Genomic DNA, 26,037 nt, shown 5'->3' with positions numbered 1-26,037 from the left:
GTTGACGACCGGCCGGCCCGGCGCGACAGTCCTCGCACAGGGCCTACCTCTCGGACGCGCGTTGGAGCACCGATGCTCACCACGAACCTCTGTCGCACCCTCGGAGTCGATCTCCCGATCTGGAACGCGGGGATGGGAGGAGGTCTCGCGGGTCCGGCCCTCGCTGCCGCGGTCTCGAACGCCGGCGGCCTCGGTGTCCTCGGCATGGGCGGGCTGCCCGAGCCGGTGCTCCGCGAGCAGGTCCGCGAGACGCGCGAGCTCACCGACCGCCCCTTCGGCGTCAACCTCATCCTCCCGCTGCTCGAGGACGACGCGCCCGTCGAGGCCTGCCTCGAGGAGCGGGTCCCGGTCCTCGTCCTCTTCTGGGGAGACCCGGGTCCCTACGTCGAGCGGGCGCACGCGGTCGGGACACGGGTCGTGTCCCAGGTCGGGTCGGCCGAGGAGGCGAAGGCCGCCGCCGACGCCGGGGTGGACGCGGTCATGATCCAGGGGGTGGAAGCGGGCGGGCACGTTCGCGGCGTCGAGTCGCTGTCGGTCGTCCTGCCCGCCACCGTGGACGCCGTGTCGCCCCTGCCCGTGGTGGCGGCGGGAGGCGTCGCGGACGGCCGCGGGCTCGCCGCCGCCCTGGCGCTCGGCGCCCAGGCGGTGTCGCTGGGGACGCGGTTCGTGTGCAGCGACGAGTCGCGCGCGGCGTACAAGGACAGGGTCGTCGCGGCCACCGCCGCCGACACCTACTACACGAAGCTCTTCGATCTCGGGTGGCCCGACGCGGCCCATCGGGTACTGCGGAACCGGATCGTCGACGAGTGGGAGGCGGCCGGGTCGCCCCCCAGCGGCGAACGGGCCGGCGAAGGCGAGATCACGGGCAAGATGCCCGTCGGCGGGCAGACCATCGAGCTCCCGCGCTACGGCATCTTCATGCCGATGGAGGGCTTCGAGGGCGATCTCGACTCGTCGGTGCTCTACGCCGGCGAATCCTGCTCGCTGATCTCCGACATCCGTCCGGCCGCCGACATCGTCCAGACCCTCGCGGCCGACGCCGACGCGATCCGGGCCGCCGCCGGCTGACCGCCCCGCGGCGCCGTGCCCGGGCCGGCGAGCAACCGACCCGTCCGACCAGCGGACTGACAGATCGGCCGCCGTCGGACAGGGTGTGCGCAATGGTCCGACCTGCCCCGGCCGTGACGCGGCTCGCCTGGGACTCCGTCCTCGAGCGCTCCGACCTCCCGCCCGAGGTCCTCGCCCTGCGCGATGCCCTCTCCGACGCCGTCGAGGAGGGCCACTGGGCCCACGTCGCCAGCCTGCTCGACCGGACCGACGACGACCTGCCGGCCGCGCTGAGCGCCAACGCCTTCCGTGCCGGGGACGACAGCGGGCTCGCCCCGTTGCACCACGCGGCGCTCCAGGGCGCACACCCCGACGTCGTCGACGACCTCGTCGGGCGCGGAGCCTGGCGCACGGTGCGCAGCGGGGACGGCGAGACCGCCGAGACACTGGCGCGCCGGCTCGGGCGCACGGAGCTCGCCGAACGTCTGCGCCCGGAGCCCGCCGTGGCGGTGGACGACGAGACCCGCACCGACCTCGAGATCTTCCTGTGGGCGCTGGTCGACGTGCGGACACGGCGGCTGGGCCGCCGCCTGCGGCCCCCGCAGCTCGGGCCGCTGCTCGAGCACCCGGAGGCGACGATGTGGGTCGCGGTGCCCGGGATGTACGGCGGCTTCGCCTGCCGCTGGGCGGAGGACACGGCGGAGCCGACCGTGGAGGTCCGCAGCGGGAGCCGGGTGGCCGGGGGTTCGGGGCGGACGCACCACGTCACGGCCGAGGGCGTCGAGCTCGTCACGCGCGGGCTGCTCCGGTGACCCGACGCCGGGGTCCGGGGCCGGCATGAGCGGGTCGGACCCCGATGACCGGGTGCCGCCGCCGGCGACCGGCGCGGTGGCGCCGACGTCGTCGTTCTCCCTCTGGCGGGCGACGATTCGGCGCGGGCAGTGGGCGCCGGGTCCGGAGCACTCGGTGCTCGTGTTCATGGGCGGCGCGGAGCTGGATCTGCGCCACGCCCGTCTCGACCCGCACGGCACCACCCTGCGGGTCGTCGCGGTCATGGGCGGCGTCGTGATCATCGTCGGGCCGGACGTCGAGGTGCGCTGCGACGGCCGGGGCGTGATGGGCGGCTTCGGCGACCTGTCGGGACCGCCGACGACCCCGCCGCCGGTGGGAGCCCCGCCGCTCCACGTCACCGGGCTGGCGCTCTGGGGTGGCGTCGAGATCCGCCGACAGGACAGGGACGCGATCCCGCCGGTCTGAGGCCCCGACCGTCAACGTCGCCCCCGGGAAGTAGTTCCGTGACGGCCGCTGCCACACCCCGCGCGCGGCCCCTACCGTTCTCCGTGGTTGCCCACCGACCTCTGGCTCTCGGGCCGGCCGGGCAGCCATCACCTCCCTCGGGTGCGGGAGCCAGGCCACTGCAGAGCACGGCGAGACGCGGCGGGGTCGGGACCGGACACGGCGAGGCAGGACGAGGAGTCGGCGAGGGGTGGCCCACCGCGGTGGGTCACCCCTCGTCGCGTCCCCGGGGACGAGTCGGTCAGTTCGGGGCGACCTCGTCGGCGCAGCTCGACCAGGCCTCCCAGCCCTGCTCGGCCCGGATCCGCTCACCGACGACGATCTGCTGCTCCCGGCTGGCCTCGTCGGCCCGCGGGGCGAACGCGTCGCCGCCGTGCGCGGCCCACGTGACGGGGCTGAGCTGCAGACCGCCGTGGTAGCCGTTGCCGGTGTCGGCGTGCCAGTCGCCGCCGGTCTCGCACCGGGCCAGGCTGTCCCAGGGCTCGGCCGGGACGGCGAGGGGGACGGGCCGCGCTGTCGGTGCTGCCGGTGGCGCGGCGACCCCTGGCGGTGGCGGCGGAGACGGGGGCGGTGCGGCGGCGCACGCGGTGCCGCACGCACCGAGGGTCACGGCGGCGGCCACGGCGAGGCGCACGACGGCGCGCCGGGCGCCCCTGCGGGCGGGGAAGGACATGCCTCGTCCCGTCGGCGGGTGTCCGGGCCGAGCCCACGCCGTCGTGCCCTGCGCGGCGAGCCCCGCCCGACCCGGTGTCTCGGCGAGCGCCCTGGGCGGGACCGGCGGGCGGTGCGGACGCGATCGGTCCCGGGCGCGGTGCGTCACCCTCGGGGTTGCCGACCGTGACGGCGCTGACACCTGGACCCGGCGGACGCGTCATTCGATCGCGGGCGCTACAGGAGCGGTCGAGCCGGTCGTGGTCCTCGGTGAGGGGTGTCGGTCAGCTCGTCCTCGACGCGGTGGTGGTTCCCGATCTCGATCTCGACGTCGGTGTCCGGGAGCCAGGTGATCCCGTACGCGGCGGAGGCCGCTCGGCGGGCCTCGTCGTCGAGGCACCCGCGGGCCTCCGCGTCGGCGAGGCGGCGGAAGAAGCCCTCGAGCCCGGCCGGGGCGACGACGAGGAGGATCCGTCCCTCGCCGGGCACGACGCGGCGTTGCGCGTGCGGTGTCCCGCGCGGGGCGACCACGCTCTCGCCCGGGGCCAGCCGGTGCTCCCGGTCGCCGATCCGGATGACGTGCTCGCCCTCGACGGCGTGGAAGTACTCGTCCTCGTGCTGGTGGACGTGCAGCGGGGTGTCCGACAGCGGCGGCAGCTCCTCGATCACGGAGAAGACCCCGCCGGTGGCTGCGGCGTCGGCGTGCACCACGAGGGTCAGCCCGGCGAAGGTCAGCACCTCGCGTGCGGTGGGTGCGGTGCCGGCGGTGGGGGTGAGCGGGTCGACACCCCGCCAGGCGCCGCGCGGGCCGCCCGGCGCCTGGCCGTGAGGGGCGCCGCGATCACCCCACGGGCGCGGCGACGAGTCCGAGCTGGGTCAGCAGCTCGACCTGGTCGAAGTACAGGACGAAGTCGGTGTACCGGTCGCCGGAGATCTCGCAGACGTTGATGAAGGGCACGCTGACACGGCGACCGGTGGCCGGCAGATCGCCGCTGGGGGCGTGGAGCGTGTCCGTGTGGGTCCCCTCGAACACCGCTTCGAGGACGCCGCTGGACCCGCCGTCGACGATGCGGACGATGCGGCACCGGTTGTCGGGGAAGGCCTCCTGCCACAGGCGATAGAAGGTCGCCACCATCTCCGGTCCCGACCCGTGCACCCCGCCCGGCGCGGCCAGCGTGGCGTCCTCGGCGAAGGTGGCGGACCAGCCCGCCTGGTCCTTGGCGTTCCAACACTCCAGGTTCTTCTCGATCAGCTCTCGCGCGTTCACCGGACCTCCTCACTCCGGACGCCGGCTGGCTGCCGACGTCGAGGCACGGGAGTGTCGGCGCGCCGGGTCACCGATGAGTCGAGGGCGAGCGCAGATTCGGTGGCGGCTGCGGAGCGCGCGATCCGGAACCACGACGCCGACTCCACGGCGTGGCGACGTGACCGCGTACGGGCGTCACTCCACGGTGGCGGCCATGGCCCGCCATCCTGACGAGTTCCCGTCGGTCCATTTCCTGATCGAGCTCGGTGAGCTGCTCGGGCGTCACGGTTACACGCCCGCTCAGGTGCCGGTGGCCCACGCTGTCGGGCAGGCCATCCCCGAGCTCGTCGCGTTCCTGTCCGCCTACCAGGCCGCTGCGGCACCGAGTCAGGCCTCGGCGAAGGCGACCCGGTGACGTGACCACCTCCGGATTCCGCCGGCGGCGTGCCGGGACGGAGCATCGCGCGTCACCGGCGGCGCACATCCGCGACGGGGACGATCTGGGGCATCCGACGGGTGACACCGTCGTCCCCACCGTCGGCCCGCGGGAGCGCTCGTGGCACCGGCCGACGATCGAGGTCCGCCTCGTGCCGCGGAGGACGGCGCCTCCGCCGAGGGACCCGCCGACCGTGCCGCTGCCCCCGGCAGGGCGACCTCCGGGGCTCATCGCCGTCCCGCCGACGCGGCGCCCCACACCCGGTGTGGCCACGGTCGCGCCGGTCTCACCGGGTGCCGTGGCCCCACGGCGTCGGTCGTGGGGGCGCCGGCGCCGTGGGGCCCTCCTCGCGCTGGTGCTGGGCGTGCTCGTCGTGACGGCCACGAACGACGTCGGTCCGGCACCGGGGCCCGCTCCGGCACCGGGCATCAGCCCGCCCCGTGCACCGGCCGTCCCGGTCGTCGACCCAGCCGTTGCCGCACGTGACGCGACCGCGGCGATCGACCGTCTCGTCACCGGAGCTTCGGTCGACCACGTCTCGGTCGCCGCGCTGGACGTCGCAACGGGACGGCCGTTCGGCTACGCCGCCGACACCCCGATCCAGACCGCCAGCGTGGTGAAGCTCGACATCCTGGAGACCCTGCTGCTGCAGAGCCAGGACGACGGACAGCCGCCGTCCGCCGAGGCGCGGGAGCTGGCCGCCCTGATGATCCAGCAGAGCGACAACGACGCCGCCTCGCGCCTCTGGGAAGACCTGGGCGGGGTGCCGGTGCTGGACGCGGCCCACCGTCGTCTCGGCGTGCGCGCCACCCAGCTCTTCGATCACTGGGGCAGCAGCACGACACCGGCGTCCGACCGGCTCGCGCTGCTCGCCGCCCTGCACGCGCCGGGACCCCTCGACGCGGACTCCCGCCACTTCGCCCACGAGCTGATGACCACCGTCGTGGAGGAGCAACGCTGGGGTGTCAGCGCGGCCGCCGACCCGGGGACGACGACCGCCCTGAAGAACGGGTGGACGCCGGTCGACGCCGACGACGGACGCTGGGTCGTCGGCTCGGTCGGCATCGTCACCGCGGCGGGCCGTCCCGTCCTCCTCGCCGTCCTCACCGAACAGCAACCCAGCAAGGACGCCGGCATCCAGCTCGTCGAGGCCCTGTCCCGGATCGCCGCACAGGCGGTGACGGCCCACCCCGCGCCGGCGTCCCCGCGCTGACGAGGTGCAGCGCTCGAGCACGGTCCGGCCCGCTCGACGCGCATCCCGGTCGGGGCCTGCTACGCCCGACCACCGATGTCGTGGGAACCTCCGGTCATGCGCGTGGGCATCCTCACCGGGGGCGGCGACTGTCCCGGTCTCAACGCCGTCATCAGGGCGATCGTGCGGCGCGGCGTGCCCGAGTACGGCTACGAGTTCCTGGGGTTCCGGGACGGCTGGCGCGGGCCCCTGGAGGCCATCGCCCGGCCTCTCGACATCCCGGCCGTGCGCGGCCTGCTCCCGCGCGGGGGCACGATCCTCGGGTCGTCGCGGACCAACCCGTTCGCGATCGAGAACGGGGTCGGGCGCATCAAGAAGAACCTCCAGGACCTCGGGGTCAACGCCCTCGTGGCCATCGGCGGGGAGGACACCCTCGGCGTCGCCAGCGAGCTCCACGACGCCGGCGTCCGGGTCGTCGGGGTGCCGAAGACGATCGACAACGATCTCTCGGGCACCGACTACACCTTCGGCTTCGACACCGCGGTCAACATCGCGGTCGAGGCGATCGACCGCCTGCACACCACCGCCGAGTCCCACCACCGCACCTTGATCGTCGAGGTGATGGGGCGCCACGCCGGCTGGATCGCGCTGCACGCCGGCATGGCGGGTGGCGCCAACGCCATCCTGATCCCCGAGGTCCGCTTCGACATCGACCAGGTCTGCGAGTGGGTGCAGGCCCGCTTCCGGCTCGACTACGCGCCGATCATCGTCGTCTCCGAGGGCGCGATGCCCAAGGACGGCGAAGAGGTGCTGCTCACCGGGGAGAAGGACGCCTTCGGCCACGTCCGGCTCGGTGGCGTCGGCGAGTGGTTGGGCCGCGAGATCGAGGCCCGGACGGGCAAGGAGGCCCGCACGACGGTGCTCGGGCACGTCCAGCGGGGTGGGACCCCCACCGCCCGCGACCGCTGGCTCGCCACCCGCTTCGGCCTCCACGCGATCGACGCGGTCGCGGCGGGCCAGTGGGGCCAGATGACCGCCCTGCGCGGCGCCGACATCGTGACGGTGCCGCTGCACGAGGCGACGGAGCAGCTCAAGCTCGTCGACCCGGCCCTCTACGCCGAGGCGGCGGTGTTCTTCGGCTGAGGCGCCCGGCCCTGCGGACCGTGGTCGATCACCGTCGCGGCACCGGCGCCCTCACGAGGTCGGGGGGCGCCGGAGCCGACGACGTGGTCCTACTCGCCGTCCTCGTCCCCGTCTCGCCGCGCCGCCTGCTTGGACAGCGCGAGCTCTGACTCCGAGGACGCGGACTCCTCCGGGATGTTGGTGGGACCGTTGCCCCCGGCGCCCGTCGACTCGCTGGTCGCGTCGTGCTTCTCGCTGGTCATGGTCCTGCTCCCGTCATCGTTCCCCGCAGGCGGCACCGTGGCCGTCGACGTGGGGATCAGCGGGGATAGCCGTTCGGGGAGACGGGGAAACGAACGGCGCGTCGTCCCCGGCGCAGGCAGACCGGGTTCCAGGGGATCCTTGGGCCCACGGCCCGCTGGCGACCTGGCGCACAACCGACGCCGTGGTCGAGGACCGGTCGGGGGTCGTGGTCGGCAGCCGTGCCGCACCCGCTCCGAGAGAGCAGGATGCGGCGTCATGACGGTGGCACTGGTGCACGGCAATCCGGAGAGCGCGGCGCTGTGGGACCCGCTCGTCGCCGAGCTGGCCCGCGCGGGCGTCGACGACGTCGTCCGGCTCTCCCCGCCCGGGTTCGGCGTGCCGCTCCCGGCCGGCTTCCCCGCGACCGTCACGGCCTACCGCGACTGGTTGATCGGCGAGCTCGAGCGCTTCGACCGGCCCGTCGACCTCCTGGGCCACGACTGGGGTGGCGGCCACGTCGTCACCGCGGTCATGCAGCGCCCGGAGCTGGTGCGCAGCTGGGCCAGCGACGCGCTGGGCCTGTTCGAGCCGGACTACACCTGGCACGACCTCGCGCAGATCTGGCAGACGCCCGGGGACGGCGAGGCCCACCTCGAGGAGATGTTCGGCGGCACCCTCGAGCAGCGGGCCGAGCAGATGGAGCAGTTCGGCCTGGGTCGCGCCGAGGCGCTGCAGATCGCGGGCGTGCAGGGCGAGGAGATGAAGCAGGCGGTCCTCGCGCTCTACCGCTCGGCCGCCCAACCGGTCATGGCCGAGCTCGGCCAGGGACTGCCGGCCCTGGCGGCCCGCCCGGGGCTCGGGATCGTCGCCATCGCGGACCCCTTCGTCGGCTCCGAGGAGCTCCCCCGGCGAGCTGCGGAACGCGCGGGCGCCGAGGTCGCGGTGCTCGACGGGCTGGGCCACTGGTGGATGGCCGAGGACCCGGCGCGCGCAGCACGCGCGCTCACCGCCTTCTGGCGCGCCCGGGCGTGGAGCGCCTGACCGCTGTCAGAGGACGTCGTGGGCTGTTCACGCTCATCACGTCCTCGCTGGGAGTCTCGATGTCGCGCCAGTAGCGTGCGCGACGTGACCGGATCGGGACCCACCCTCGGTGAGCTGATGGTGGGCGTCGAGGGCCTGGCGCTGCTCCGGTCGCTCTACTCCGACGAACCCGAGGCGCGGGCGGCGCGGCTCGCCGAGACGCTCGCCCTCCTGGACGGTGGTGTGCCGACCGACAGCGTCGGCGTCGAGCTCGGCCTCACCGACGGCTATGCCCGGTGGGCCCCCACCTACGACCGTCCCCTGCGGCTGTTCGGCATCGAGGAACCACCGCTGCGACGCCTGCTCGACGCGCTCCCCGCCGGGGAGGTCCTCGACGCCGCGTGCGGCACCGGCCGCTGGTCGGCGTACCTCACCGGCCGCGGCCACGCGGTCACCGGCGTCGACCAGTCCCCGGACATGGTGGACCGTGCCCGCACCAAGGTCCCCGACGCGCGGTTCCTGCTGGGCGACCTGACCCGCCTGCCCCTGCCCGACGCCTCCGTCGATGCGGCCGTCTGCGCCCTCGCCCTGGTCCACGTCGCCGACCTCGACGCCGCGTTCGCCGAGTTCGCCCGCGTCGTCCGTCCCGGCGGTCGCGTCATCATCAGCGACGTCCACCCGTTCCTCGTCATGCTCGGCTGGCAGCCGCAGTTCACGGTCGACGGCGGCCGCGCCTACATGCGCCTGCACGCCCACAAGCCCTCCGACTACGTCACGGCCGGCCTGCGAGCAGGCCTCGCCGTCCGCAGCTACGAGGAACCGAGCCTGACCGCCGAGGCCGCCGCCACACCCACCGCCGGCCTCATCCCCGACGCCAACCGCACCGCCTACGTCGGCCTGCCCGGCGTCCTCGTCTGGGAGTTCGAGCGCGGGGCGTGAGGTCCGGTGTGGCCCGACGCAGTCCTCCGCCCCGCCGCGGGACCGCGACCGAGAGAGGCCGTCCCCGGCTCGGTCCTCGTGCTCGAGGTCCCGGTGCAGCGCGGCCGTCGTGCCGACGCGCTCCGGCGCGCTCAGGGGTCCTGCAGCTTTCGTGCCCTTCTCGCAGAAGGGCCGTAGCGAACGGCGCAATTCACCACTCGATCTCGCCGCGAGCAGTACGCTGGCCGCCACCCGATCCCGACCCCTACCGCATCTGGACAGCATGACCATGGCGGACGATCGACCCACCGAGGAAACACTGAGAGCAATAACCCTCGCCTTCAACGCGCACGACCTGGACGAGATCATGGGATTCTTCGCCGATGAATGCTCCCTGGACATGCCGAAGGGTCCTGAACCCTGGGGGCGGCGCCACGTCGGGAAGGCGGCGGTGCGCGAGGGCCTGGCGGCCCGCTTCGACGGTCTCCCCGACGTCCACTATGGCGAGGACCGGCACTGGATCAGCGGCGACCTCGGTGTCTCTGAATGGCTGCTCACGGGCACGACTCCCGAGGGCGAGAAGGTCCGCGTGCGAGGATGCGACCACTGGGAGTTCCGCGACGGGAAAGTCACTCGCAAGGACTCCTACTGGAAGATCGTTGAGAAGTAGACACTCGCGGCGCACCCTTCGTGCTCGCCGGCGGTGTCCCACATGCCTCCGTATCGGCGGACACCTCCACGTCCGAGTCGGCGGCGTCGAAAGGGTGTGACGCAGCCCGAGGTCGCAGGAGTTCTCGACCCAGGCCGTCGATCACGCGGGACGCCACCCGCTCCCGCGACCATCCGCGCTCCAGGCGCAGGTGGTGGTCGACGCTCGGATGGGTGTGCGCCCAGACCCAGTCAGCGGCCTCCTCGGGAGTCCAGTCCGCGCGCAGCGCTCCCGCGGACGCCAGGGCGCGCACGGCGCTGCTGACGACCCGCCGCCACTGCTCCATGCGCTCCTGGTAGACCACGGCGCCCTCGTCGCCGGTGATCGTGGCGGCTTCGAGCGCCCGGGCCACCGGCAGGATCGTGGGGATGTGCGCGAGCCATGCCTCCAGGACGGCGGCGAACCGCTCCCGGGCCGGGAGCTCGCGGGTGGCCGCGATCCGCGCGACGAAGCCCGAGGCCTCGTCGGCGCGGAGCGCCATCGCCATCAGCAAGCCCGCCCGGTTCTTGAAGTTGAGGTAGACCGCCTGGCGAGAGACGCCGGCCGCCCGCCCGACCTCCGCGAGGGTCAGCCCGGCCACCCCGCTCTCGCTGGCCAGGGCCCAGGCGGCGTCGAGGATGCGGTCACGTGTCGAGCCCACGCCTCAGACTTTACATGCGTCAAGCCAGCCAGTACTTTACGCGTGTCAAGCAGCGGGAGGTCTCATGTTCACCAGCCCCTACCCCGACCTCGTCCCTGACGACGCGACGGTGCCCCACGTGCTGGAGGAAGCTGCCCGCCGCCACCCCGACCGCATCGCGCTCGTCGACGGCCCCTCGGGACGGGCAGTCACCTACACGGAGCTGGGTCGGCGCGTCGACCGGTTGACCGACTGGCTGGACGACTGCGGCGTCGGGCGCGACGACACCGTCGCGCTGTGGACCCCGAACGCTCCCCCGTGGGTGGCCGTGGCGTGGGCCGCGATGCGGCTCGGCGCCACCGTCACCGGGCTCAACACGGCCTACACGGCAGCGGAGGCACGGGCCCTCCTGGCACAGGCCGCGCCGTCTCTCGCCTTCACCCTCCCCCACCTCGTCCCCCTCGCCAAGGCGGTGCGGTGTGACGACGGTGCTCAGCACGGCACCGGTCGACGGCGCCGTCTCGCTCGAGGACGTGCTCACCCGGCAGCCCGGCCACCGCTCCGGGGAGGTCGCCGCCGAGCCGTCGACGGTGGCGCTGTTGCCGTTCTCCAGCGGCACCACGGGCCTGCCCAAGGGCGTCGAGCTCACCCACGCCAACCTCGTGGCCGCCCTGCGCCAGGCCGGCCGACTGATGCCGCTCGGACCGGAGGACACCACCCTGGCCATCGCTCCCTTCTTCCACGTCCTCGGCGCCGTGGTGAACCTCGCCCTGCCGCTGACGGCGGGCGCCACCGTCGTGACCGTGCCCAGCTTCGAGCCCACGTCCTTCCTCGACCTCGTCGAGCGATACCGCGTGCGCTTCCTCGCCGTCCCTCCTCCCCTCGCGGTCTTCCTGGCCCACCACCCCCTCGCCCGCTCCCACGATCTGTCCTCGCTGCGGACGGTCGCGGTGGGTGGTGCGCCCCTGACGCCGTCGGTGCAGGAGGCCCTCGCCCGCCGACTGCCCGACGCCGTCGTGGGCCAGGGCTGGGGGCTGACCGAGACCGCCGCGTGCGTGTGCGTTCCCGACCGCGCCGCGGGCGGGACCCGACCGGGCACCGTGGGTCGGCCGGTGCCGAGCACCGCGCTGCGCGTCGTCGACCCGCACACCGGGCAGGACCGCGGACCCGGCGAGGTCGGCGAGCTCTGGGTCCGCGGCCCGCAGGTGATGGCCGGCTACCGCGACCGTCCCGACGAGACCCGGGCGGTGCTCGACGACGACGGCTGGCTGCGCACCGGGGACCTCGGGCAGGTCGAGGACGACGGCACCGTCGTCCTCCTCGACCGACTCAAGGAGCTCATCAAGGTCGACGCCTACCAGGTGGCCCCCGCCGAACTCGAGGCCGTGCTGGTGGAACACCCCGCGATCACCGACGCCGGCGTCGTCGGGCGCCCCCACCCCCGCCACGGCGAGGAACCGGTCGCCTACGTGGTCGCCGACCCCGACCTCGACCTGACCGCCGTCCAGGCATGGCTCTCCGAACGGGTCGCCCCCTACAAGAAGATCGCGCAGATCGTCGTGGTCGACCAGCTCCCCCGCACACCGTCGGGCAAGCTCCTCCGCCGCCACCTCACCCGCGCCTGATCGCCCGGGCTCCGACACCGACGACGTTCGACCGACAGACCCTCGCGAGTACGGGGAAGGTCACCTGGCTCACGGTCCGCTCGTGCTCGTCGGCGAGACGCTGGCGGTGGTGCCGGTCGCAGTCGTGGCACCCGTCGCGGTGGTGGCGCCCGACGCGGTAGTGGTGCCCGTCGCGGTGGTGGCGGTGGTCGTGCCCGTCGCCGTGGTGGTGCCCGTCGCCGTGGTCGTGCCCGTCGCCGTGGTCGTGCCCGTCCCCGTGGCCGTGCCCGTCCCCGTGGTCGTGCCCGTCGCCGTGGTGGTGCCCGTCGTCGTCGTGGTGGCGAGGCCTGTCGTGCTGGTGACGGTCGGAGTCGTGGTTGTGGGCGTGGCGTCACTGCTCGAGGTCCTCGAGCCCCTCACGAGACGCGGCGGGGGCGGGGGTCCATACCGCCATGGCGGGGTGCTGATCACGTAGGTGTCGTTGGTGACCACGTTGACGACGGTGAGGGTGTCGACGATCACCGGCGCAGGTCGGACGACCACGATGCCGACCTGGACGAAGGCCGGCCAAGCCGTGCCCTCGAACCGCATCGGGAGGTCGTGTGGGGGTTCGGTGAGCGGGTTGCCGCAGTAGCACTTGACCCGCGGCGTGCCGTACCCGTCGACCAGGACCGCGGTGCCGCTCTGGAGGATCGCGGGTCGACTGGTGAGGCGCCCGTCGGCGTACCCGTGATTGGTCACCGCGGTGTCCGCGCGGAGGACCAGGGGAGTCAGGTGCGCCAGGAAGTCGCCGATCTGGCTCGGGTCGATGCCCTCAGCCTGCGCCCAGGCCGCGCCGACGTCGGGGTTGTTGGCCAGGAAGCTCGCTATCTCGTCACGCCGGCAGATGTTGCTCCCGCTGCCCCCGAACAGGCCCGGAGTGTCGCCCCCCAAGGAGCCGGACGCGCCGTGGGGCGCGGCCACGCCCGGAGCGTCGGTACCGCTGGGCTGCGGCAGGAACGGGTTGGCTTGGGCCGTGTTCACCGGCTCCAGAGTCGTCTCACTTGCTGCCGCCGGTGGCCCCCACACCAGAACCACGATCGCGACTCCGGTCATGACGAGCACCAGCACCACTGCGGCCGACCCGGCGATCAGCCAGCGCCGTGAGAGTGTCACCGTGGGTTGACGGTTCCCGGAGCCCGCCTCGTGGTCCTGCGTCGAGCCCGACCCGCGCAGGGCCGAGGCAGGGACTCCCGCGGCCGGGGCACCCGGGACGGCAACCGCCGGGGGCGGGCCCGCCGTACCCGGCCCCGCCGGGCCCGGCGACGGCGGCACCGGGCGGACGGCGGCGGTCTGACCGATGGGCGTGCGACCCTTCGGTGGGCCTGTCACGCCGCGCAGTCCGTGAGGGATTCCACCGGTGCTCGGTCCGTCCGGGCCCTCCCCGGTGCGCGGGCCGCGCTGGGCCATGGCCGTCGGCACCGGATCGGCGCCGCTCGGCGGGCCGCTGTACCGGCCGAGGTCGTCGAGGTAGCCGCGACCGGACATCGCCGCCGCACCGAGCGCGATCGAGTGCTTCGGGTGGGTGTCGACGGCGGTCGAGCGGCCCAACTCGGCCGACACCATCTGCGAGACCAGTGGGATCCGTGACGAGCCGCCCACCAGCAGCACGGTGGACAGGCGGTCGGCCACCACGCCGGCGGACAGCAACGCTCGGAGCAGTGCCTCGATGGTGGCGCCGATCGACGGACGGATCATGTCCTCGAACTCGCCGCGGGTCAGACGCACCTCGGTCTGCAGCTTCGGCAGGATCACCGGCACGGTGGCCTCGGTGTCGGCCGAGAGAGCCTCTTTCGCACGCACGCAGTCCTGCCGGAGACGGACGACGGCCGTGGTGTCGTGCGGGTCCGACGGGTCGAGACCGGACAGCGGGCGGCCGAGGCTGCGATCGACGTGTTCGAACACGGCCTCGTCGAAGTCGATGCCGCCCAGCCCCTCGAGGCCTTCCGGCGTCCCGAGGATCTCGAATCCCAGGCCGGTCTTGCGCAGAACAGTCGCGTCGAACGTCCCGCCGCCGAGGTCGTAGACCGCGACGAGCGCACCCTCCTCCAGACGCTCGTTCGACGCGTAGTGCGCGGCCGCCGCCTCCGGCTCCGTGATCATCCGGACAGACCGCAGTCCCGCCATCCGCGGCACCTGGTCGAACAGTTCCTTCTTGTACGGGCCCCAGTTGGCGGGGTGGGTGAGCGTCACCGCGTCGGGCATGCGGCCCTCGCGCTCACTGACCAACCCCACCACGGCGCGCAGCTGCAAGCCCATGAGCTCCGCGGCCGAGTGCGGCGAGCCGCCGAGCACCAGCGGTACCGGGTCGCCGAGGCGCCGCTTCACCTCGCGCGCGGCGCGATCCGGATCGATCGCGGCCCGGCGATCCGCGGCGTCTCCGGTCAGGACCTCACCGTCGGCGCGGACGACGACCACCGACGGCACGGCCGCCGACCGGTCCCCGAGCGTCACCATCTCCGCGTGCCCGTGGCGCTCGACAGCGGCGGCGGTGAACGTGGTGCCCAGGTCGACACCGAGCCCGTAACCCACTGCTTTCCCTTGCTCGTCGGTCTCGCGTTGCCTCAGTGGATGGCGCCGCGTGCTCAGCACCGTTCGACCACGAAAGCGTGACGCACGTCACTGAAGCGGGGCAAGGAGCCCGGAGGGTCAGCTTCGGGGAACAGCCGCGGCCCGGTGCGGCCTGGGCCTGCCTCCCACCCGTTGCCGTCACTACTCCGCCGTTGCGGGCATGGGCCACGCCGGCCGACGCGGACCGGCTCGCCGCCCTCGGCACCTATCTCGTCCGGGCTCGACCTGATCGACCTCGGGTGTTGCGGGCTGTCTCGGCGCTCGGCGAAACCCCGCGGGCCGTCCCCGCCCTGCCCCGCGACCCGGTCCCGGCGCACGAGGGACGCGGTCCGGGTTCAGCGCCCGGGTCGGACGATCGGGAAGAGCACGCTCTCGCGGATGGTGCTGCCGGTCAGCATCATGACCATGCGGTCGACCCCCATCCCCAGCCCGCCGGACGGCGGCATGGCGTACTCGAGGGCGAGCAGGAAGTCCTCGTCGAGCTCCATCGCCTCGGCATCCCCACCGGCTGCCAGGAGCGACTGCTCGGTGAGCCGCTTGCGCTGCTCGACCGGGTCGATCAACTCGGAGTAGGCGGTCCCGATCTCGGCGCCGAAACAGACCAGGTCCCAGCGCTCGGCCAGGCGCGGGTCGTCGCGGTGCTGGCGGGTGAGCGGGGACACGTCGGTCGGGAAGTCGCGGTAGAAGGTCGGTTCGAGGGTGCGGTCCTCGACGAGGTGTTCGTAGAGCTCCAGGACGACGGCTCCGCGACCCCAGTCCGGGTCGTAGGGGACGTCGACGCGATCGCAGAGGCGGCGCAGTTCCTCGATGGTGGTGTCGGCGGTGACCTCCTCGCCCAGTGCGTGGGAGATGGCCGCGTTGACGGTCGTGGCGCGCCAGGTCCCGCCGAGGTCGTACTCGCGGCCCTGGTGGACGACGACGGTGCCGCCCAGCGCCGCGCGGGCGGCCTGCTGGATCATGTCCTGCACCATCGTCTGCATGGTGTCGTAGTCGCCGTAGGCCTCGTACGCCTCGAGCATGGTGAACTCGGGGTTGTGGGTGGCGTCCGCGCCCTCGTTGCGGAAGTTGCGGTTGAGCTCGAACACCTTCTCAGCGCCCCCGACCATGAGTCGTTTGAGGTAAAGCTCGGGCGCGATGCGCAGGTAGAGACGCATGTCGTAGGCGTTGATGTGGGTGGTGAAAGGCCGGGCGTTGGCGCCGCCGTGCACCGGCTGCAGCATCGGGGTCTCGACCTCGAGGTAGCCCTGGCCGGTGAGGCACTCGCGCACCGCGTGCACGGCGTCCGACCGTTGCCGCAGCATGCGGCGGGCCGCGCCGTTGACCACCAGGTCGAGGTAGCGCTGACGGACCCGGGCCTCGGGGTCGGCCAGGCCGCGACGCTTGTCGGGCAGGGGGCGCAGGCACTTCGCGGTGATCGACCACGCGGTGGCCAGCACGGACAGCTCCCCGTGGCGGGACGTCCCCACCTCGCCGGTGACGCCCACGTGGTCACCGAGGTCGACCTGCCGCGCCCAGTCGCGCACGCCGTCGCGGCCGAGCCGGGAGGCCGTGAGCATCACCTGCAGCTGCGCGTCCCCCTCCTGCAGCACGGCGAAGCACAGCCCACCGAAGTCGCGGACACGCACGACCCGTCCGGTCACCGCCACGCGCTCGCCGGTCGCCGCGTCCGCCTCGAGGTGCCCGAACCGGGCTCGGATCTGCGCGAGGCTCGCGGTGCGCGGGTGGCCGACGGGGTAGGGGTCGACGCCGCCGGCCAGCATCCGTTCGTACTTGGCGTGCCGCACGCGGACCTGCTCGGGCAGCCGGGACAGGCGGGCCGCGAGCTGCGCCGCGACGGGATCCTCCGCCTCGACCGGGGACGGCGGGGGGAGGACGACGGCCGGACCGCCCTCCTCGGCGAGGCCGCGGCGTTGCAGGGTCCGCAGGGTCGGGGTGGTGAGGAACCCCTCCGCGGCCGCAGCGGCCAGACCGAGCCGTGGGAGGTCGCGGGCGGCGCGATAGCACAGGTAGCGCGGCGTCCAGATCGGCTGGTACTTCGCGTTCGCACGGTAGAGCGACTCGAGCTGCCACCAGCGCGACCCCAGCACGAGCAGGCGTCGCCACAGCCGGAGCACCGGGCCGGCCCCGATCCGCTCGCCCTGCTCGAACGCGGCGCGGAACATCGCGAAGTTGAGAGACAGGCGGTCCACCCCGAGGGCGCGCGCCTGCTCGACGAGTGAGACGACCATGAACTCGGTCAGGCCGTTCTCGGCGGTGCGGTCGCGGCGCATGAGATCCAGGGACAGGCCGTGACGGCCCCACGGCACGAACGACAGCAGCGCGCGCAGCTCCCCGGCACCGTCGAAGCACTCGACCAGCACGCACTGCCCGTCGGCCGGATCGCCCAGGCGGGAGAGCGCCATCGAGAAGCCGCGCTCGGCGTCGGTGTCGCGCCAGGCGTCGGCGCGCTCGACGACCTCCTTCATCTCGTCCGGGGAGAGGTCGGCGTGCCGCCGGACCCGGACGGTGTGGCCCGTCCGCTCCACCCGGCTCACGGCCTGGCGGACCACCCGCATCGACCGGCCCTCCACCGAGAACTCCCGGACGTCGAGGACCGCCTCGTCGCCCAGCTCGACGACGCTCAGCCCCACGCCCGCGTAGGCGCGGGCACCGCGTTCGCTCGCGCCCATCACGGCAGGCAGCCAGCCGTACCGGCGCGCCTCGTCGAGCCAGACCTCGATCGCGCCCGGCCACGCCTCCGGATCGCCGATCGGGTCCCCACTGGCGAGGCTGACGCCGGAGACGACACGGAAGGTCACCGCGGACTTGCCCGACTTCGAGAACACAGCGGCCTTGTCGCGGCGGGTGGCGAAGTAGCCCAGCGAGTCGTCGTCGCCGTACTGCTCGAGCAGCACCCGCAGCCGCTGCTCGTCGGCGGGGTCGAGCCGGCGGCGGTCGAGCCGAGGCCGGAACAGCACGTACGCGGCGGCCAGCACGGCGAGGGCGCCGAACAGCCCGCACAGGAACGTGACCGCACGCGGCCCGGCGCCGTCGATGCCCACCGCTCCGGGGTCGCCGAGACCGCCGAGCACGTAGGTGACGGCCCACCCGAGCCGGTCCGCGGGATTGGTCAGCGTGCCCGGGAACAGCTGCAGCAGGCCCCAGCCGAGCAGGGTGCCGGCGAGGACGAGAGCGAGGTAGGTCCCCAGCGCGCGCCACCCGCTGTGCTGCTGGGTCCTCGCGGTGAACCACGGACGGGCGATGAGCAGGATCGCGAGCGCCGCAATGCCGAACACCAGCCTCAGCCACGTCCCCGTGCCCCCGACGACGAGGGTGACCGGGTCGTCCGCCTCCGTGTCGATCGTGAGCTCGACACCGCCCAGCACGCGGCTCAGCACGACGTAGGCCACCACGAACCACCACGCCGCGCGCATCCGTCGGCGCACCGCGGAAGCGAGGATGCCCAGGAAGGTCGCGGTGGCCAGGCTCGGCGGCGCCTCCACCGACACGACCTCGATCGCGGTCCGCAGCCACTCCAGGGGGGCGCGCAGTGGCGGCACGATCGCCGTGACGGCGCAGAAGGTCGCGACGAACGCGAGGTAGCCGGCGAGGAGGTCCGGCACCCGGTCGGCGAAGCGTGCCACCCCCGACCGACCGGCCGGTATCGGTTCGTCGCGGCGCGCTGCGGTCGGCGCCTGCGCGCGGGAGCCGGTCCTGAGGGCCTGGGGCGGCTCGTCAGCCGTCAGCTCGACCATGTCGTCTCTCCGAGAAGGTGTCACCGGCCCCGGCGCGCCTCCCCGACCCGGGCTCCTGCCGTCAGCATGGCGATCAGATCGGTGACCGGATACAGCGATTAGCGTGGCGTGCCCACGCACCTCTTCTTCGGTCTCGCGGCGAATTGCCGACGGACGATCTGGGCGACGACGCGCATCCACGGCAGGTTCCGCACGTTCCACAGCAGCAGGCGCCGGTGACGGTGCACCAGTGGTCAGAGCGTCGCCATCTCCGGCGACGTGGTCCGAGCGGCGATACCCGCCGGGCTCGAGGAACTGGCCACGCTCGGGCGAAGCGATCAACGGCCGCCTCGAAGCCCTGCGCCGGCCAGCGTGCGGGCGGAGCTCTCCGGCGCCCGCCAACAGCAGGCAGCGGGTCCGTACCGCTCGACCTCCCGCCGCGCGCACTGAACGTGTAGTGATGGCGCAGTCACCGTTCGTGCCTGTCCCGCAGCAAGGCCGTAGCGAGAACGGCGCAATTCCACCGCTCGATCTCACCGAGAGCAGTACGCTGGACCGCCATCCCGCCCCGCCCCCTACCGGATTGGACGAGGTGACGAGGCGCCGCCCCCATGGTTCGGGACCCTTCGGCATGTCCACCCCCGTCGTCGACCGGGACTACGGCGCGGTGCTCTGCCTGCGCGACCCCGACGAGTTCCAGCTCGAGCTCTTCCACCGCGACAACCACCCCTGAGGGCGTGCACGACTCTCCAGGCAGCGGCGAGGGGTTGCCGGTGCAGATGGCCACGGGTGCTGGGCGTGGCCGAAGCCGGCTACGACGAGGCCCTGACGCGGGCTGTCTGGATGGGCGACGACCGCGGCTACGTGTCGCCCGGGCCGCTCGGCGAGGTCATGCCGGGGGGGGCGGCGTCGGGCGGTGCAGAAACCTCGTCGCGTGGTCCGGTGGAGGTGTCACCTCTGGGCTCGCGCCGAGCGGCGCGGGTCTTGGTGCGGTTCCTCGATCCCGACCAGCGGGGCCGCGAGGAGTGGGGCCCGCCGGCTCGGCTGAAGGTGCCGTGGGAGCAGGCGGAGCGGTTTCATGGCTCGCGACCGGCGCTGAGAGCGGGTGCGCGAGCTCTCCAGCCCAATCCACGACCAGACCGAGGAGCACGCTGCGGCGTCACCGCTCATCCTCCGCCTCGAACGCGTCGATACCGCCGGAACAGCAGGTCCACCGCCGCGACGGGAGTTCCTCAGGGGGCGACCGCGGCGAGATGCTGGTCGAGCCAGGCGAACATGCGCTCGTGGGTGAGCAGGCGCGCCATCGGCTGGCAGTGCATGTTCGCGCCCTCGGCGGCCAGGAAGGGTACGCGGTGTGACCCCGTGACGAGGTCGGCCAGCTGCGCGGCCTGGCCCGGCCAGAACTGCTCGTCCTCCGGGTCGGTGATCATCAGCGGGGTGCGGATCCGCGCGGCGAGCTCCGGGGTCAGGCAGTAGCGGCGCGCCTCGGTGAAGGTGTCGTACCAGTCGTCGCGCTGGTAGGGGCGGGCCCGGAACCGCAACGTCCGGGCCATCGCGGGGATGAGCATCGGCAGGCGCATGTTGCGGTTGAACTTCGCCCGCTCGCCCTTCTCGAGCATCGCCACCATGCTCCCGGGCAGTCGCTCGGTCCAGGCGGTGGACACGTCGACCACCCCGGGGTCGGCGACGGCGGCCACGAAGCGGTGCTCGAAAGCCAGGGCCCGCGGCAACCAGTACCCGGCCTGACTGATGCCGTAGGCGGTGAGCCGCGCGGCGTCCACGTCGTCGCGGTCGACCAGGGCGTCGACGACCGGGGTGAGGACGGCCTCCCAGTCGTGACGGAAGCCGACACCGCGCTCGAACAGCAACGACTGCTGGCCGGGACCGTCGTAGACGAACGCGTTCCACCCCCGCTCCAGCGCAGCGGCCGCGCCGCTGCCCCACAGGGAGCTGATCGCTCCGTCGCTGCCGTTGGTCATCACCAGCGTCGGCCGAGCCGTGCCCGAGTCGTCCGGGCGCAGCAGCCAGCCGGGCAGCGTCGTGTCCTCGTAGGGCACATCGAGCGGCACGTGATGCCCGGCCGAGCAGGCGACGAAGCGCTCCCAGCATCGTCGGTGATCGCGGAACGTCCTGGTCAGACGCTCCGAGTCCTCCTCGGCGGTGAGCCCCTCGAGGGCGAGCGACCAGTAGGTGGCCGCCCGGAGGAACGCGGCGGCCGCGCCGCGCGCGTCGCCGCCGCCGGCCCGGTGTTCGCCGGCCTCCGCGAGGTGGGTGGCGCGCGCCGACCACTCGGCGGTCCAGCTCGCGGCGTCACGGATCCGCGCCACCGTCGCGAGCACCTCCCCGGCGTCGGCGGTGCCCGCCTGGCAGGCGCCGAGGGCGATGCGCACGGCGAAGTCCCACCCCTCGTCGGCGAAGAAGCCCGCCGAGAACACCGTGTTGGACCGACCTCGGGCCACGACCCACCTCCGCGCGTTCCGTCCGCTCCATCGTCGCGGGCGGGCTTCGATCGGACCAACCCCGTCACGCGAAGGAGGCGAGCGGCAGCGTCCCGACGCCGCCAGCCGCCGCGTAGGAGGTGCCGACGACGATGTTCCCAGAGCTATCGGCCCAGATGGCGGCGGTGCTCGGCGCGGGCCGTCGTGGCGACACCAACCGTTCCCTGCCGAGCTCGGTCGACTCCATGACCGGGCGCTGCGGCCGACGTTCTGCTCGAGGGCGTCGGTCAGCGATGTAGCAGGTCGGACAGGTCGGACCAGTCCTGCACCGGCACGGCGGAGGGATCGGCCGGCAGGACCTGGAGGCAGACGTAGTCGGCGCCGGCGTCGTGGTGTCCCCGGACCCGTTCGGCCACCCGATCGGCGCCCCCGGCGACGACCATGGCGTCGACGAGCCGATCGCTGCCGCCGTCGGCGACGTCGTCGTCGGTGAACCCGAGCCCGCACACGGGCCAGCGGCCGCTCGTACTCATGACCACGCAGACCCACCAACGGCCCGTGACTCGCGCCGAGCCCGAGGACGAAACGGCCCGGATGCGCCTCGGCCAACGTGCCGCGGGCCGCGGCGAGAGACAACGCATCGCGGCCCCAGACGTTGGCGATCCCCGTGGCCACGACGAGGCGCTCGGTGGCGCCGAGCAACAGTGCCGCCTGCGACAACGCCTCCCGACCGAGGGCTTCGATGAGCCACAACGCGGGCCACCCCTGGCTCTCCAGGTCGGCGATGCTCGATCGCACCTGGTCGAACGGCTGTCCATCGAACTGCGCCGTCCACAGCCCGAGCTGCCCCACCGTCGCCGCGAGCTCCCTACCGTCCTCGGCCATGGCCCCTCCTCGTCGAGGTCGCGCCACCCCCCACCCCCCGGCGGCCGCCGGACCAGGATGGCGCCGGTGCACCGACGAGTCCATGTCACTCCGCACGGCGACTGCTCGAGCACTCGCGCCTCTCGCAGCACGAGGCGTGGCACGAAGGCCGAGAAGCCTGTCCGAAACCCGGTGGGCCCCGTGGGACTCGAACCCACAACCAACGGATTAAAGAGATTCCCGACGCCTGATGTGGAGATCAGTGACCACTGGCCGCGGGCCTGCAACCGGTTCGTCTTCATACCGGCGGTCGTCATGCAAGCCGGTTATCGGACGACTAACGTCCGCGTGCTTGTCGGTGGGCACGACAGTCCGCTCGGCGGGCCGTGGGAATCCGCTACGAGGTTCGGGAACGGGCGCCCGGCGCGTCACTCGGCGGCGCCGCCGCGTGCAGGGAGAGCGGCCGCCCCGACGCGCAGGACGCTCCGTCGTCATCCATCGGGCTTGCCGTCCTCCCCGCCGCCTGTCACAGCCATCGGAGGTCCGACCACCTCCATCAGGTAGCGCTTGGCGAGCGCCGCCACCTGCTCCTCGTTCGGGCCCTCGACCGGCTCGTTCGACGGCAGTGGCAACGTCAGCGCTTCGGCCGGCCGCGACAAGTGGAAGAACAAGCCTTCACCCCCGCCCGGGACAAAGAGGGTCAGGAGCCTCGCGGTGTGACTGTCGACCCGCCATTGATGCGCAATGTCTCGCGGTGCCCAGACGAACGTCCCGGTCCGCCCCGGGACGAGCTGATCGCCGATCCTGAACGTCATCTCGCCGCCGAGCACATAGAACGCCTCGTCTTCGCGACGGTGGACGTGGAGCGGAGGCGACGAACCGCGAGGTATGAGCGATTCCCACAACGAGAGCGCGCCGCCGGTGTCCTCGGCGAGGGCCTTGAAGAGATTGAGGCTGTCGGTCCAGGTCGCCACGCCGCCGTCGGCTTCCACTGCAAAAGGTCTCGTCACGGCTCCCCCTCCCGTAGACGGGTCCGGCCACAGTCGGCGGTCAGGGCGACCCATCCTCGCCCGCGCCGGCGCGTCCCCCAGGCCCGGTGGCCCTCCCCGGTTCCGCTGACGGGTGCGGTTGGGGTGAAGCCGCTGCGATAGCAGTCCATTGGAGGTTCTCGTACTCGGTGGGGCTGCGGAAGCCCCAGCGCGGAGTGCCGGCGTCGGGAATTGAGGCACACGAGGTGTATCGGCTGCCATGTCAGCGCGAACACGATCTCCTGGCCCGCGGGCTTGCATCGCCAGCCAGATCATGTCCAGGGCATCGACGACGATCTCACTGCGCAGGTGGTCGGCGATGGACCAGCCGACCACCCGATGCGAGGAGACGTCGAGGACCACCGCGCAGTAGAGGGAGCCCTCGCCGGTGCGGTACCGGGTGATGTCGCAGCACCGCAGGTGATCAGGTGCCTCGGCGCGGAAGCGCGTTCAGGCCGAAGCTGCCGACGTCGCCGGAACCAGCCCACGTCGGCCGGGTGGCGGTGGCATCGTTCGGCTTGCTCGGCTGTGATGACGCTGGCGCGGCGGCGCGTACAGCTGGTGGTGCGATCCAAGGGTGTTGCACGCTTGCCGTGCCGGGAAAGCCCAGCGCTGGCGCGGTGGCCGCTCGTTCCGCCCGTGCACCTTCTCGTCTTCCCTCGCGAGCAAGGGTGCGGAACTACGTATAGCCCCAGACCGCTTCCGCCGGCGGCGCTCGTACTTGTCCCATAGCCGCTCGAGCGACATCTGCGCTGGTCAGCGACATGAAGCGTCCACGACCCGCACCACGACGCCGCATCTCAAGCCAGAGTCCGAGGGTCACGACCGTGGGGGCGCCAACGAAGTAGCTGGTCAGAGACTTGTGGGCCCCGTGGGACTCGAACCCACAACCAACGGATTAAAAGTCCGTAGCTCTGACCGATTGAGCTAGAGGCCCGCGACCACGACGAGCCGCGGGAGAAGCGTAGCCGCGTGGCCCGCGGCGGCCGTTGGGAGCGCCCGTGGCGGTCGGGGGATGGTCCGTTCGGCGCAGCCAGCGTGGCGTTCGGCGAGCGGTCGTCGTCGTCGGGCACGTCGGCGCGCGCCGTGGTCGTGACCCCACTCGGCGCAGTCGCCTGTCCTGGACGGGTGAGCCGCGGTGACGCCGGGACAGCGTTTCCCCTGCTCAGCGGCGAGCTGGATCTCGTGAGCACCGAGAAGGGCGCGACACGCCGGAGCGAAACGCCGGGGTCGACTCTGACGCACCGTCACCGGAAGTCACGGACGGGTCACTGTCGTGCTGCGGACAGGAAACGAGTACGAACAGCAGGCACCGGAGGTCCCGCCTCCGGACGCACGACCCGAGCAGCGGCCGAGCACTCCCCGATCCGACGCCTCGACCGCAGTCACGGTTGCCCGCGGGCCCCGACGGGGCGCTGGACCCAACGGCGCGCCGGCCGCACGGAGAGGAGGCCACCGAGATGTCGATGGCCGTGGTCATGTCCGAGATGCCCGACGTCTGGCGCAAGGTGCTCGCGGAGCACGTGCCGGACGAGCGACAGAACTGCCGCGAGTGCTTCCACGCCGGGGGGCGCGCGAGTTGGCCGTGCCAGACCTACCGCATCGCGCAGGAGGCCAAGTGGGTCGCCGAGGGCGGCCTGCCCGGCACCGGCCCACACGGTCCGGGGCCGAGCCGGACGCGGATGACCCCGCCGGAGCCGGAGCCCCGTGTCGAGACCCGTGACGCGCTCTTCTCGGGGCCGATCCAACGGCCCGCGCAGCCGCTCGAGGAGTCGGCCTGGACCGGGTCGACCGCCCTGCCCGCGACGGGCGACTGGGCCGCCCCGTTCCCCGCCTCCGGCGGCTGGGCGACCCCGTCCTCGTCCGCAGCCACCGCGCTCGACGAGCGACCCCTCGCGGGCGACCCGCACGGAGAGTCAGCCGGTACCGCAGTCACGGGCGAGCGCTCGTACGGCTCGACGGTCACGGGCGAGCGTCCCTACGGCTCGACGGTGACGGGCGAGCGTCCCTACGGCTCGACGTTCGACGCCCCCTACGGCGCGTCGTTCGGCGTCGACGACCAGGTCCACGCCGCGCGCTGGTAGCGCCTGCCCCTCGAGACAGGCAGGCCCCCGGAGCGTCTCCCGTCCGTCCCGGCGATGCCGGGCGGATCGGGCCTCGACTGGACGAGGGTCGAGGGCTCCGGGGGCTGGTGTCCTGCCTGGATTCGCTGGCCGCCCTGCCGCGTGATCAGTGCATCACTGCCCGCGGACCGGCCATTCCACGGCCTTCGAGCGGCTAGCTGACGGACACCTCACGAGTCCTGTCGTTCATCAACGCTGGACCACCTCCTTTCCCGTGTACTCCCAAGCTAGGCGCGCGGCGATCACCCCGCAAACGGGTTCCGTCACACCGTTGACGAGCAACCTCGGAGTTGCCTATCGTCGGACAGGCAACCCGATGGTTGCCGGATCGGAGTGGTGATGGACGAGGTGTTCCGCGCCCTCGCCGACCCGAGTCGGCGGGCGCTGCTCGACGCCCTGCGCGACCGCGGCGGGCAGTCGTTGCGGGAGCTCGGCGAGGGCCTGGACATGACGCGCCAGGCCGTCGCCAAGCACCTGGGCGTGCTCGAGGCGGCCGGGCTCGTCGTCACCTCGTGGCACGGGCGGGAGAAGCACCACCACCTCAACGCCGCACCGATCAACGACGTCGCCGACCGGTGGATCCGGCGGTACGACCGGGCGCGGGCGCAGACCCTCGCCGATCTCAAGCAGGCGCTCGAGGAGAACGACATGTCCGACGACTTCGTCTACGTGACCTACATCCGCACGACGCCCGAGAAGCTGTGGCAGGCGCTCACCGAGCCGGCGTTCATCACCCGGTACTTCGAGGGCGGCGGGCCGAGCTCGGACTGGCAGGTGGGCTCGAGGGTGCTCTGGTCGATGCAGGGCGAGCCCCACCACGACTGGGACCAGCACGTGCTCGAGGCCGACCCGCCGCGGCGGCTCTCGTACACGTGGCACAACTACCAGCCCGAGATGCAGGAGATGTTCGGCTGGAGCGACGAGCGCCTGGCCGAGCTGCAGCAGGAGAAGCGCTCGAAGGTCACGTTCGACATCGAGCCGGCGGGGCAGGCCGTCAAGCTGACCGTCACCCACGACGACTTCGCGCCCGACAGCGAGATGCTCCGGGGCGTCTCGCAGGGCTGGCCGGGGATCCTGTCGAACCTCAAGTCGGTGCTGGAGACCGGCGAGGTCGTCGGCATCGAGTGATCGTGGGGGCTTTCCTGACGTTGAATGTCA

General features: G+C 73.0%; 23 protein-coding genes, 1 tRNA gene and 3 pseudogenes. 13 read left to right on the top strand and 14 right to left on the bottom strand.

What is annotated here, in order from left to right:
• The first annotated feature begins 72 nt into the window (after positions 1 to 72).
• The 3 genes from PGB27_RS10370 (at position 73) to PGB27_RS10360 (ending at position 2,304) form a co-directional block, all read left to right on the top strand.
• Entirely contained in the window at positions 73 to 1,068 is a 996-nt protein-coding gene (locus PGB27_RS10370) for an NAD(P)H-dependent flavin oxidoreductase (protein WP_274200288.1), read from the top strand.
• A gap of 92 nt (positions 1,069 to 1,160) precedes the next feature.
• Entirely contained in the window at positions 1,161 to 1,859 is a 699-nt protein-coding gene (locus PGB27_RS10365; protein WP_274200287.1) for an ankyrin repeat domain-containing protein, read from the top strand.
• A 25-nt stretch (positions 1,860 to 1,884) separates the two neighbouring features.
• Positions 1,885 to 2,304: a hypothetical protein gene (locus PGB27_RS10360; RefSeq protein ID WP_274200286.1), complete on the top strand. Its 420-nt coding sequence runs from the start codon at positions 1,885 to 1,887 to the stop codon at positions 2,302 to 2,304.
• Positions 2,305 to 2,584: 280 nt separating this feature from the next.
• Here PGB27_RS10360 and PGB27_RS10355 read toward each other — a convergent pair whose 3' ends face one another.
• From PGB27_RS10355 to PGB27_RS10345, 3 genes are all read right to left on the bottom strand, one after another.
• Positions 2,585 to 3,016, bottom strand: coding sequence for a transglycosylase family protein (locus tag PGB27_RS10355; protein WP_274200285.1), 432 nt, complete (start codon positions 3,014 to 3,016; stop codon positions 2,585 to 2,587).
• A gap of 215 nt (positions 3,017 to 3,231) precedes the next feature.
• Positions 3,232 to 3,732 carry a cupin domain-containing protein gene (locus tag PGB27_RS10350; RefSeq protein ID WP_274200284.1) on the bottom strand — a complete coding sequence of 167 codons (501 nt, stop codon included), beginning with the start codon at positions 3,730 to 3,732 and terminating at the stop codon, positions 3,232 to 3,234.
• 103 nt (positions 3,733 to 3,835) lie between these two features.
• Positions 3,836 to 4,261: an ester cyclase gene (locus PGB27_RS10345; protein ID WP_274200283.1), complete on the bottom strand. Its 426-nt coding sequence runs from the start codon at positions 4,259 to 4,261 to the stop codon at positions 3,836 to 3,838.
• Between the two features lie 193 nt (positions 4,262 to 4,454).
• Between PGB27_RS10345 and PGB27_RS10340 the strand changes: the two genes are divergently transcribed.
• The 3 genes from PGB27_RS10340 to PGB27_RS10330 all read left to right on the top strand — a co-directional run bounded on the left by PGB27_RS10340 (position 4,455) and on the right by PGB27_RS10330 (position 7,011).
• Positions 4,455 to 4,655: a hypothetical protein gene (locus PGB27_RS10340; protein WP_274200282.1), complete on the top strand. Its 201-nt coding sequence runs from the start codon at positions 4,455 to 4,457 to the stop codon at positions 4,653 to 4,655.
• Positions 4,656 to 4,974: 319 nt separating this feature from the next.
• Positions 4,975 to 5,889, top strand: a complete 915-nt coding sequence (locus PGB27_RS10335; RefSeq protein WP_274200281.1) for a serine hydrolase — start codon at positions 4,975 to 4,977, stop codon at positions 5,887 to 5,889.
• Between the two features lie 96 nt (positions 5,890 to 5,985).
• Positions 5,986 to 7,011, top strand: a complete 1,026-nt coding sequence (locus tag PGB27_RS10330) for a 6-phosphofructokinase (protein ID WP_274200280.1) — start codon at positions 5,986 to 5,988, stop codon at positions 7,009 to 7,011.
• Positions 7,012 to 7,100: 89 nt separating this feature from the next.
• On the opposite strand, the gene PGB27_RS10325 is transcribed toward PGB27_RS10330, so the two are convergent.
• Positions 7,101 to 7,253 carry a hypothetical protein gene (locus tag PGB27_RS10325; protein WP_274200279.1) on the bottom strand — a complete coding sequence of 51 codons (153 nt, stop codon included), beginning with the start codon at positions 7,251 to 7,253 and terminating at the stop codon, positions 7,101 to 7,103.
• A 256-nt stretch (positions 7,254 to 7,509) separates the two neighbouring features.
• Between PGB27_RS10325 and PGB27_RS10320 the strand changes: the two genes are divergently transcribed.
• The 3 genes from PGB27_RS10320 (at position 7,510) to PGB27_RS10310 (ending at position 9,841) form a co-directional block, all read left to right on the top strand.
• A complete protein-coding gene (locus PGB27_RS10320) occupies positions 7,510 to 8,274 on the top strand; it encodes an alpha/beta fold hydrolase (RefSeq protein WP_274200278.1) in 765 nt (254 codons plus the stop codon).
• An 84-nt stretch (positions 8,275 to 8,358) separates the two neighbouring features.
• The gene (locus PGB27_RS10315) at positions 8,359 to 9,192 is read left to right on the top strand and encodes a class I SAM-dependent methyltransferase (RefSeq protein WP_274200277.1); all 834 of its coding nucleotides are present in this window, start codon (positions 8,359 to 8,361) and stop codon (positions 9,190 to 9,192) included.
• 151 nt (positions 9,193 to 9,343) lie between these two features.
• Positions 9,344 to 9,841, top strand: coding sequence for a nuclear transport factor 2 family protein (locus PGB27_RS10310; protein WP_274200276.1), 498 nt, complete (start codon positions 9,344 to 9,346; stop codon positions 9,839 to 9,841).
• Here PGB27_RS10310 and PGB27_RS10305 read toward each other — a convergent pair.
• Positions 9,801 to 10,520 carry a TetR/AcrR family transcriptional regulator gene (locus PGB27_RS10305; RefSeq protein WP_274200275.1) on the bottom strand — a complete coding sequence of 240 codons (720 nt, stop codon included), beginning with the start codon at positions 10,518 to 10,520 and terminating at the stop codon, positions 9,801 to 9,803. The genes PGB27_RS10310 and PGB27_RS10305 overlap by 41 nt on opposite strands.
• Between PGB27_RS10305 and PGB27_RS29405 the strand changes: the two are divergent.
• Positions 10,498 to 10,956: pseudogene (locus PGB27_RS29405) on the top strand (AMP-binding protein); the annotation flags it as partial. The gene PGB27_RS10305 and the pseudogene PGB27_RS29405 sit on opposite strands and share 23 nt — an antisense overlap.
• 22 nt (positions 10,957 to 10,978) lie before the next feature.
• Positions 10,979 to 12,124, top strand: a complete 1,146-nt coding sequence (locus PGB27_RS10300; RefSeq protein WP_274200274.1) for an AMP-binding protein — start codon at positions 10,979 to 10,981, stop codon at positions 12,122 to 12,124.
• Positions 12,125 to 12,193: 69 nt separating this feature from the next.
• On the opposite strand, the gene PGB27_RS10295 is transcribed toward PGB27_RS10300, so the two are convergent.
• The 9 genes and pseudogenes from PGB27_RS10295 to PGB27_RS10255 form a co-directional block, all read right to left on the bottom strand.
• Entirely contained in the window at positions 12,194 to 14,674 is a 2,481-nt protein-coding gene (locus PGB27_RS10295; protein WP_274200273.1) for an Hsp70 family protein, read from the bottom strand.
• 374 nt (positions 14,675 to 15,048) lie between these two features.
• Positions 15,049 to 18,336, bottom strand: coding sequence for a bifunctional lysylphosphatidylglycerol synthetase/lysine--tRNA ligase LysX (lysX, locus tag PGB27_RS10290; RefSeq protein ID WP_274200272.1), 3,288 nt, complete (start codon positions 18,334 to 18,336; stop codon positions 15,049 to 15,051).
• A 1,322-nt stretch (positions 18,337 to 19,658) separates the two neighbouring features.
• A complete protein-coding gene (locus PGB27_RS10285) occupies positions 19,659 to 20,885 on the bottom strand; it encodes an alpha/beta hydrolase family protein (RefSeq protein WP_274200629.1) in 1,227 nt (408 codons plus the stop codon).
• Positions 20,886 to 20,949: 64 nt separating this feature from the next.
• Positions 20,950 to 21,111: a hypothetical protein gene (locus PGB27_RS10280; RefSeq protein WP_274200628.1), complete on the bottom strand. Its 162-nt coding sequence runs from the start codon at positions 21,109 to 21,111 to the stop codon at positions 20,950 to 20,952.
• Between the two features lie 40 nt (positions 21,112 to 21,151).
• A complete protein-coding gene (locus PGB27_RS10275; protein WP_274200627.1) occupies positions 21,152 to 21,397 on the bottom strand; it encodes an LLM class oxidoreductase in 246 nt (81 codons plus the stop codon).
• Positions 21,398 to 21,413: 16 nt separating this feature from the next.
• Positions 21,414 to 21,749, bottom strand: a pseudogene (locus tag PGB27_RS10270) (LLM class flavin-dependent oxidoreductase); the annotation flags it as partial.
• Between the two features lie 470 nt (positions 21,750 to 22,219).
• On the bottom strand, positions 22,220 to 22,720 hold the full coding sequence (locus PGB27_RS10265) for a cupin domain-containing protein (RefSeq protein ID WP_274200271.1): 501 nt from the start codon (positions 22,718 to 22,720) through the stop codon (positions 22,220 to 22,222).
• A 306-nt stretch (positions 22,721 to 23,026) separates the two neighbouring features.
• Positions 23,027 to 23,179, bottom strand: a pseudogene (locus PGB27_RS10260) (DDE-type integrase/transposase/recombinase); the annotation flags it as partial.
• A 440-nt stretch (positions 23,180 to 23,619) separates the two neighbouring features.
• Positions 23,620 to 23,693: transfer RNA gene (locus PGB27_RS10255), tRNA-Lys, on the bottom strand.
• A 523-nt stretch (positions 23,694 to 24,216) separates the two neighbouring features.
• Here PGB27_RS10255 and PGB27_RS10250 point away from each other — a divergent pair.
• On the top strand, positions 24,217 to 24,840 hold the full coding sequence (locus PGB27_RS10250) for a hypothetical protein (RefSeq protein WP_274200270.1): 624 nt from the start codon (positions 24,217 to 24,219) through the stop codon (positions 24,838 to 24,840).
• Positions 24,841 to 25,218: 378 nt separating this feature from the next.
• Positions 25,219 to 26,007 (top strand): ArsR/SmtB family transcription factor, encoded by a 789-nt coding sequence (locus tag PGB27_RS10245; protein WP_274200269.1) that lies wholly within the window; start codon positions 25,219 to 25,221, stop codon positions 26,005 to 26,007.
• Positions 26,008 to 26,037: the final 30 nt, after the last annotated feature.

Source organism: Actinomycetospora lemnae (assembly GCF_028737315.1).
Lineage (GTDB): Bacteria > Actinomycetota > Actinomycetes > Mycobacteriales > Pseudonocardiaceae > Actinomycetospora > Actinomycetospora lemnae.
Note: the sequence above shows the minus strand (reverse complement) of the source record. Positions and strands in the feature narration are given on the sequence as shown.

Excerpts from the sequence above, each read along its gene's own strand:
- PGB27_RS10330 (WP_274200280.1), top strand. The coding sequence starts at position 5,986 with ATGCGCGTGGGCATCCTCACCGGGGGCGGCGACTGTCCCGGTCTCAAC.
- PGB27_RS10370 (WP_274200288.1), top strand. The coding sequence starts at position 73 with ATGCTCACCACGAACCTCTGTCGCACCCTCGGAGTCGATCTCCCGATC.
- PGB27_RS10325 (WP_274200279.1), bottom strand. The coding sequence starts at position 7,253 with ATGACCAGCGAGAAGCACGACGCGACCAGCGAGTCGACGGGCGCCGGG.
- PGB27_RS10360 (WP_274200286.1), top strand. The coding sequence starts at position 1,885 with ATGAGCGGGTCGGACCCCGATGACCGGGTGCCGCCGCCGGCGACCGGC.
- PGB27_RS10280 (WP_274200628.1), bottom strand. The coding sequence starts at position 21,111 with ATGGAGTCGACCGAGCTCGGCAGGGAACGGTTGGTGTCGCCACGACGG.
- PGB27_RS10320 (WP_274200278.1), top strand. The coding sequence starts at position 7,510 with ATGACGGTGGCACTGGTGCACGGCAATCCGGAGAGCGCGGCGCTGTGG.
- PGB27_RS10365 (WP_274200287.1), top strand. The coding sequence starts at position 1,161 with ATGGTCCGACCTGCCCCGGCCGTGACGCGGCTCGCCTGGGACTCCGTC.
- PGB27_RS10245 (WP_274200269.1), top strand. The coding sequence starts at position 25,219 with ATGGACGAGGTGTTCCGCGCCCTCGCCGACCCGAGTCGGCGGGCGCTG.
- PGB27_RS10275 (WP_274200627.1), bottom strand. The coding sequence starts at position 21,397 with ATGAGTACGAGCGGCCGCTGGCCCGTGTGCGGGCTCGGGTTCACCGAC.
- PGB27_RS10250 (WP_274200270.1), top strand. The coding sequence starts at position 24,217 with ATGTCGATGGCCGTGGTCATGTCCGAGATGCCCGACGTCTGGCGCAAG.
- PGB27_RS10355 (WP_274200285.1), bottom strand. The coding sequence starts at position 3,016 with ATGTCCTTCCCCGCCCGCAGGGGCGCCCGGCGCGCCGTCGTGCGCCTC.
- PGB27_RS10340 (WP_274200282.1), top strand. The coding sequence starts at position 4,455 with ATGGCCCGCCATCCTGACGAGTTCCCGTCGGTCCATTTCCTGATCGAG.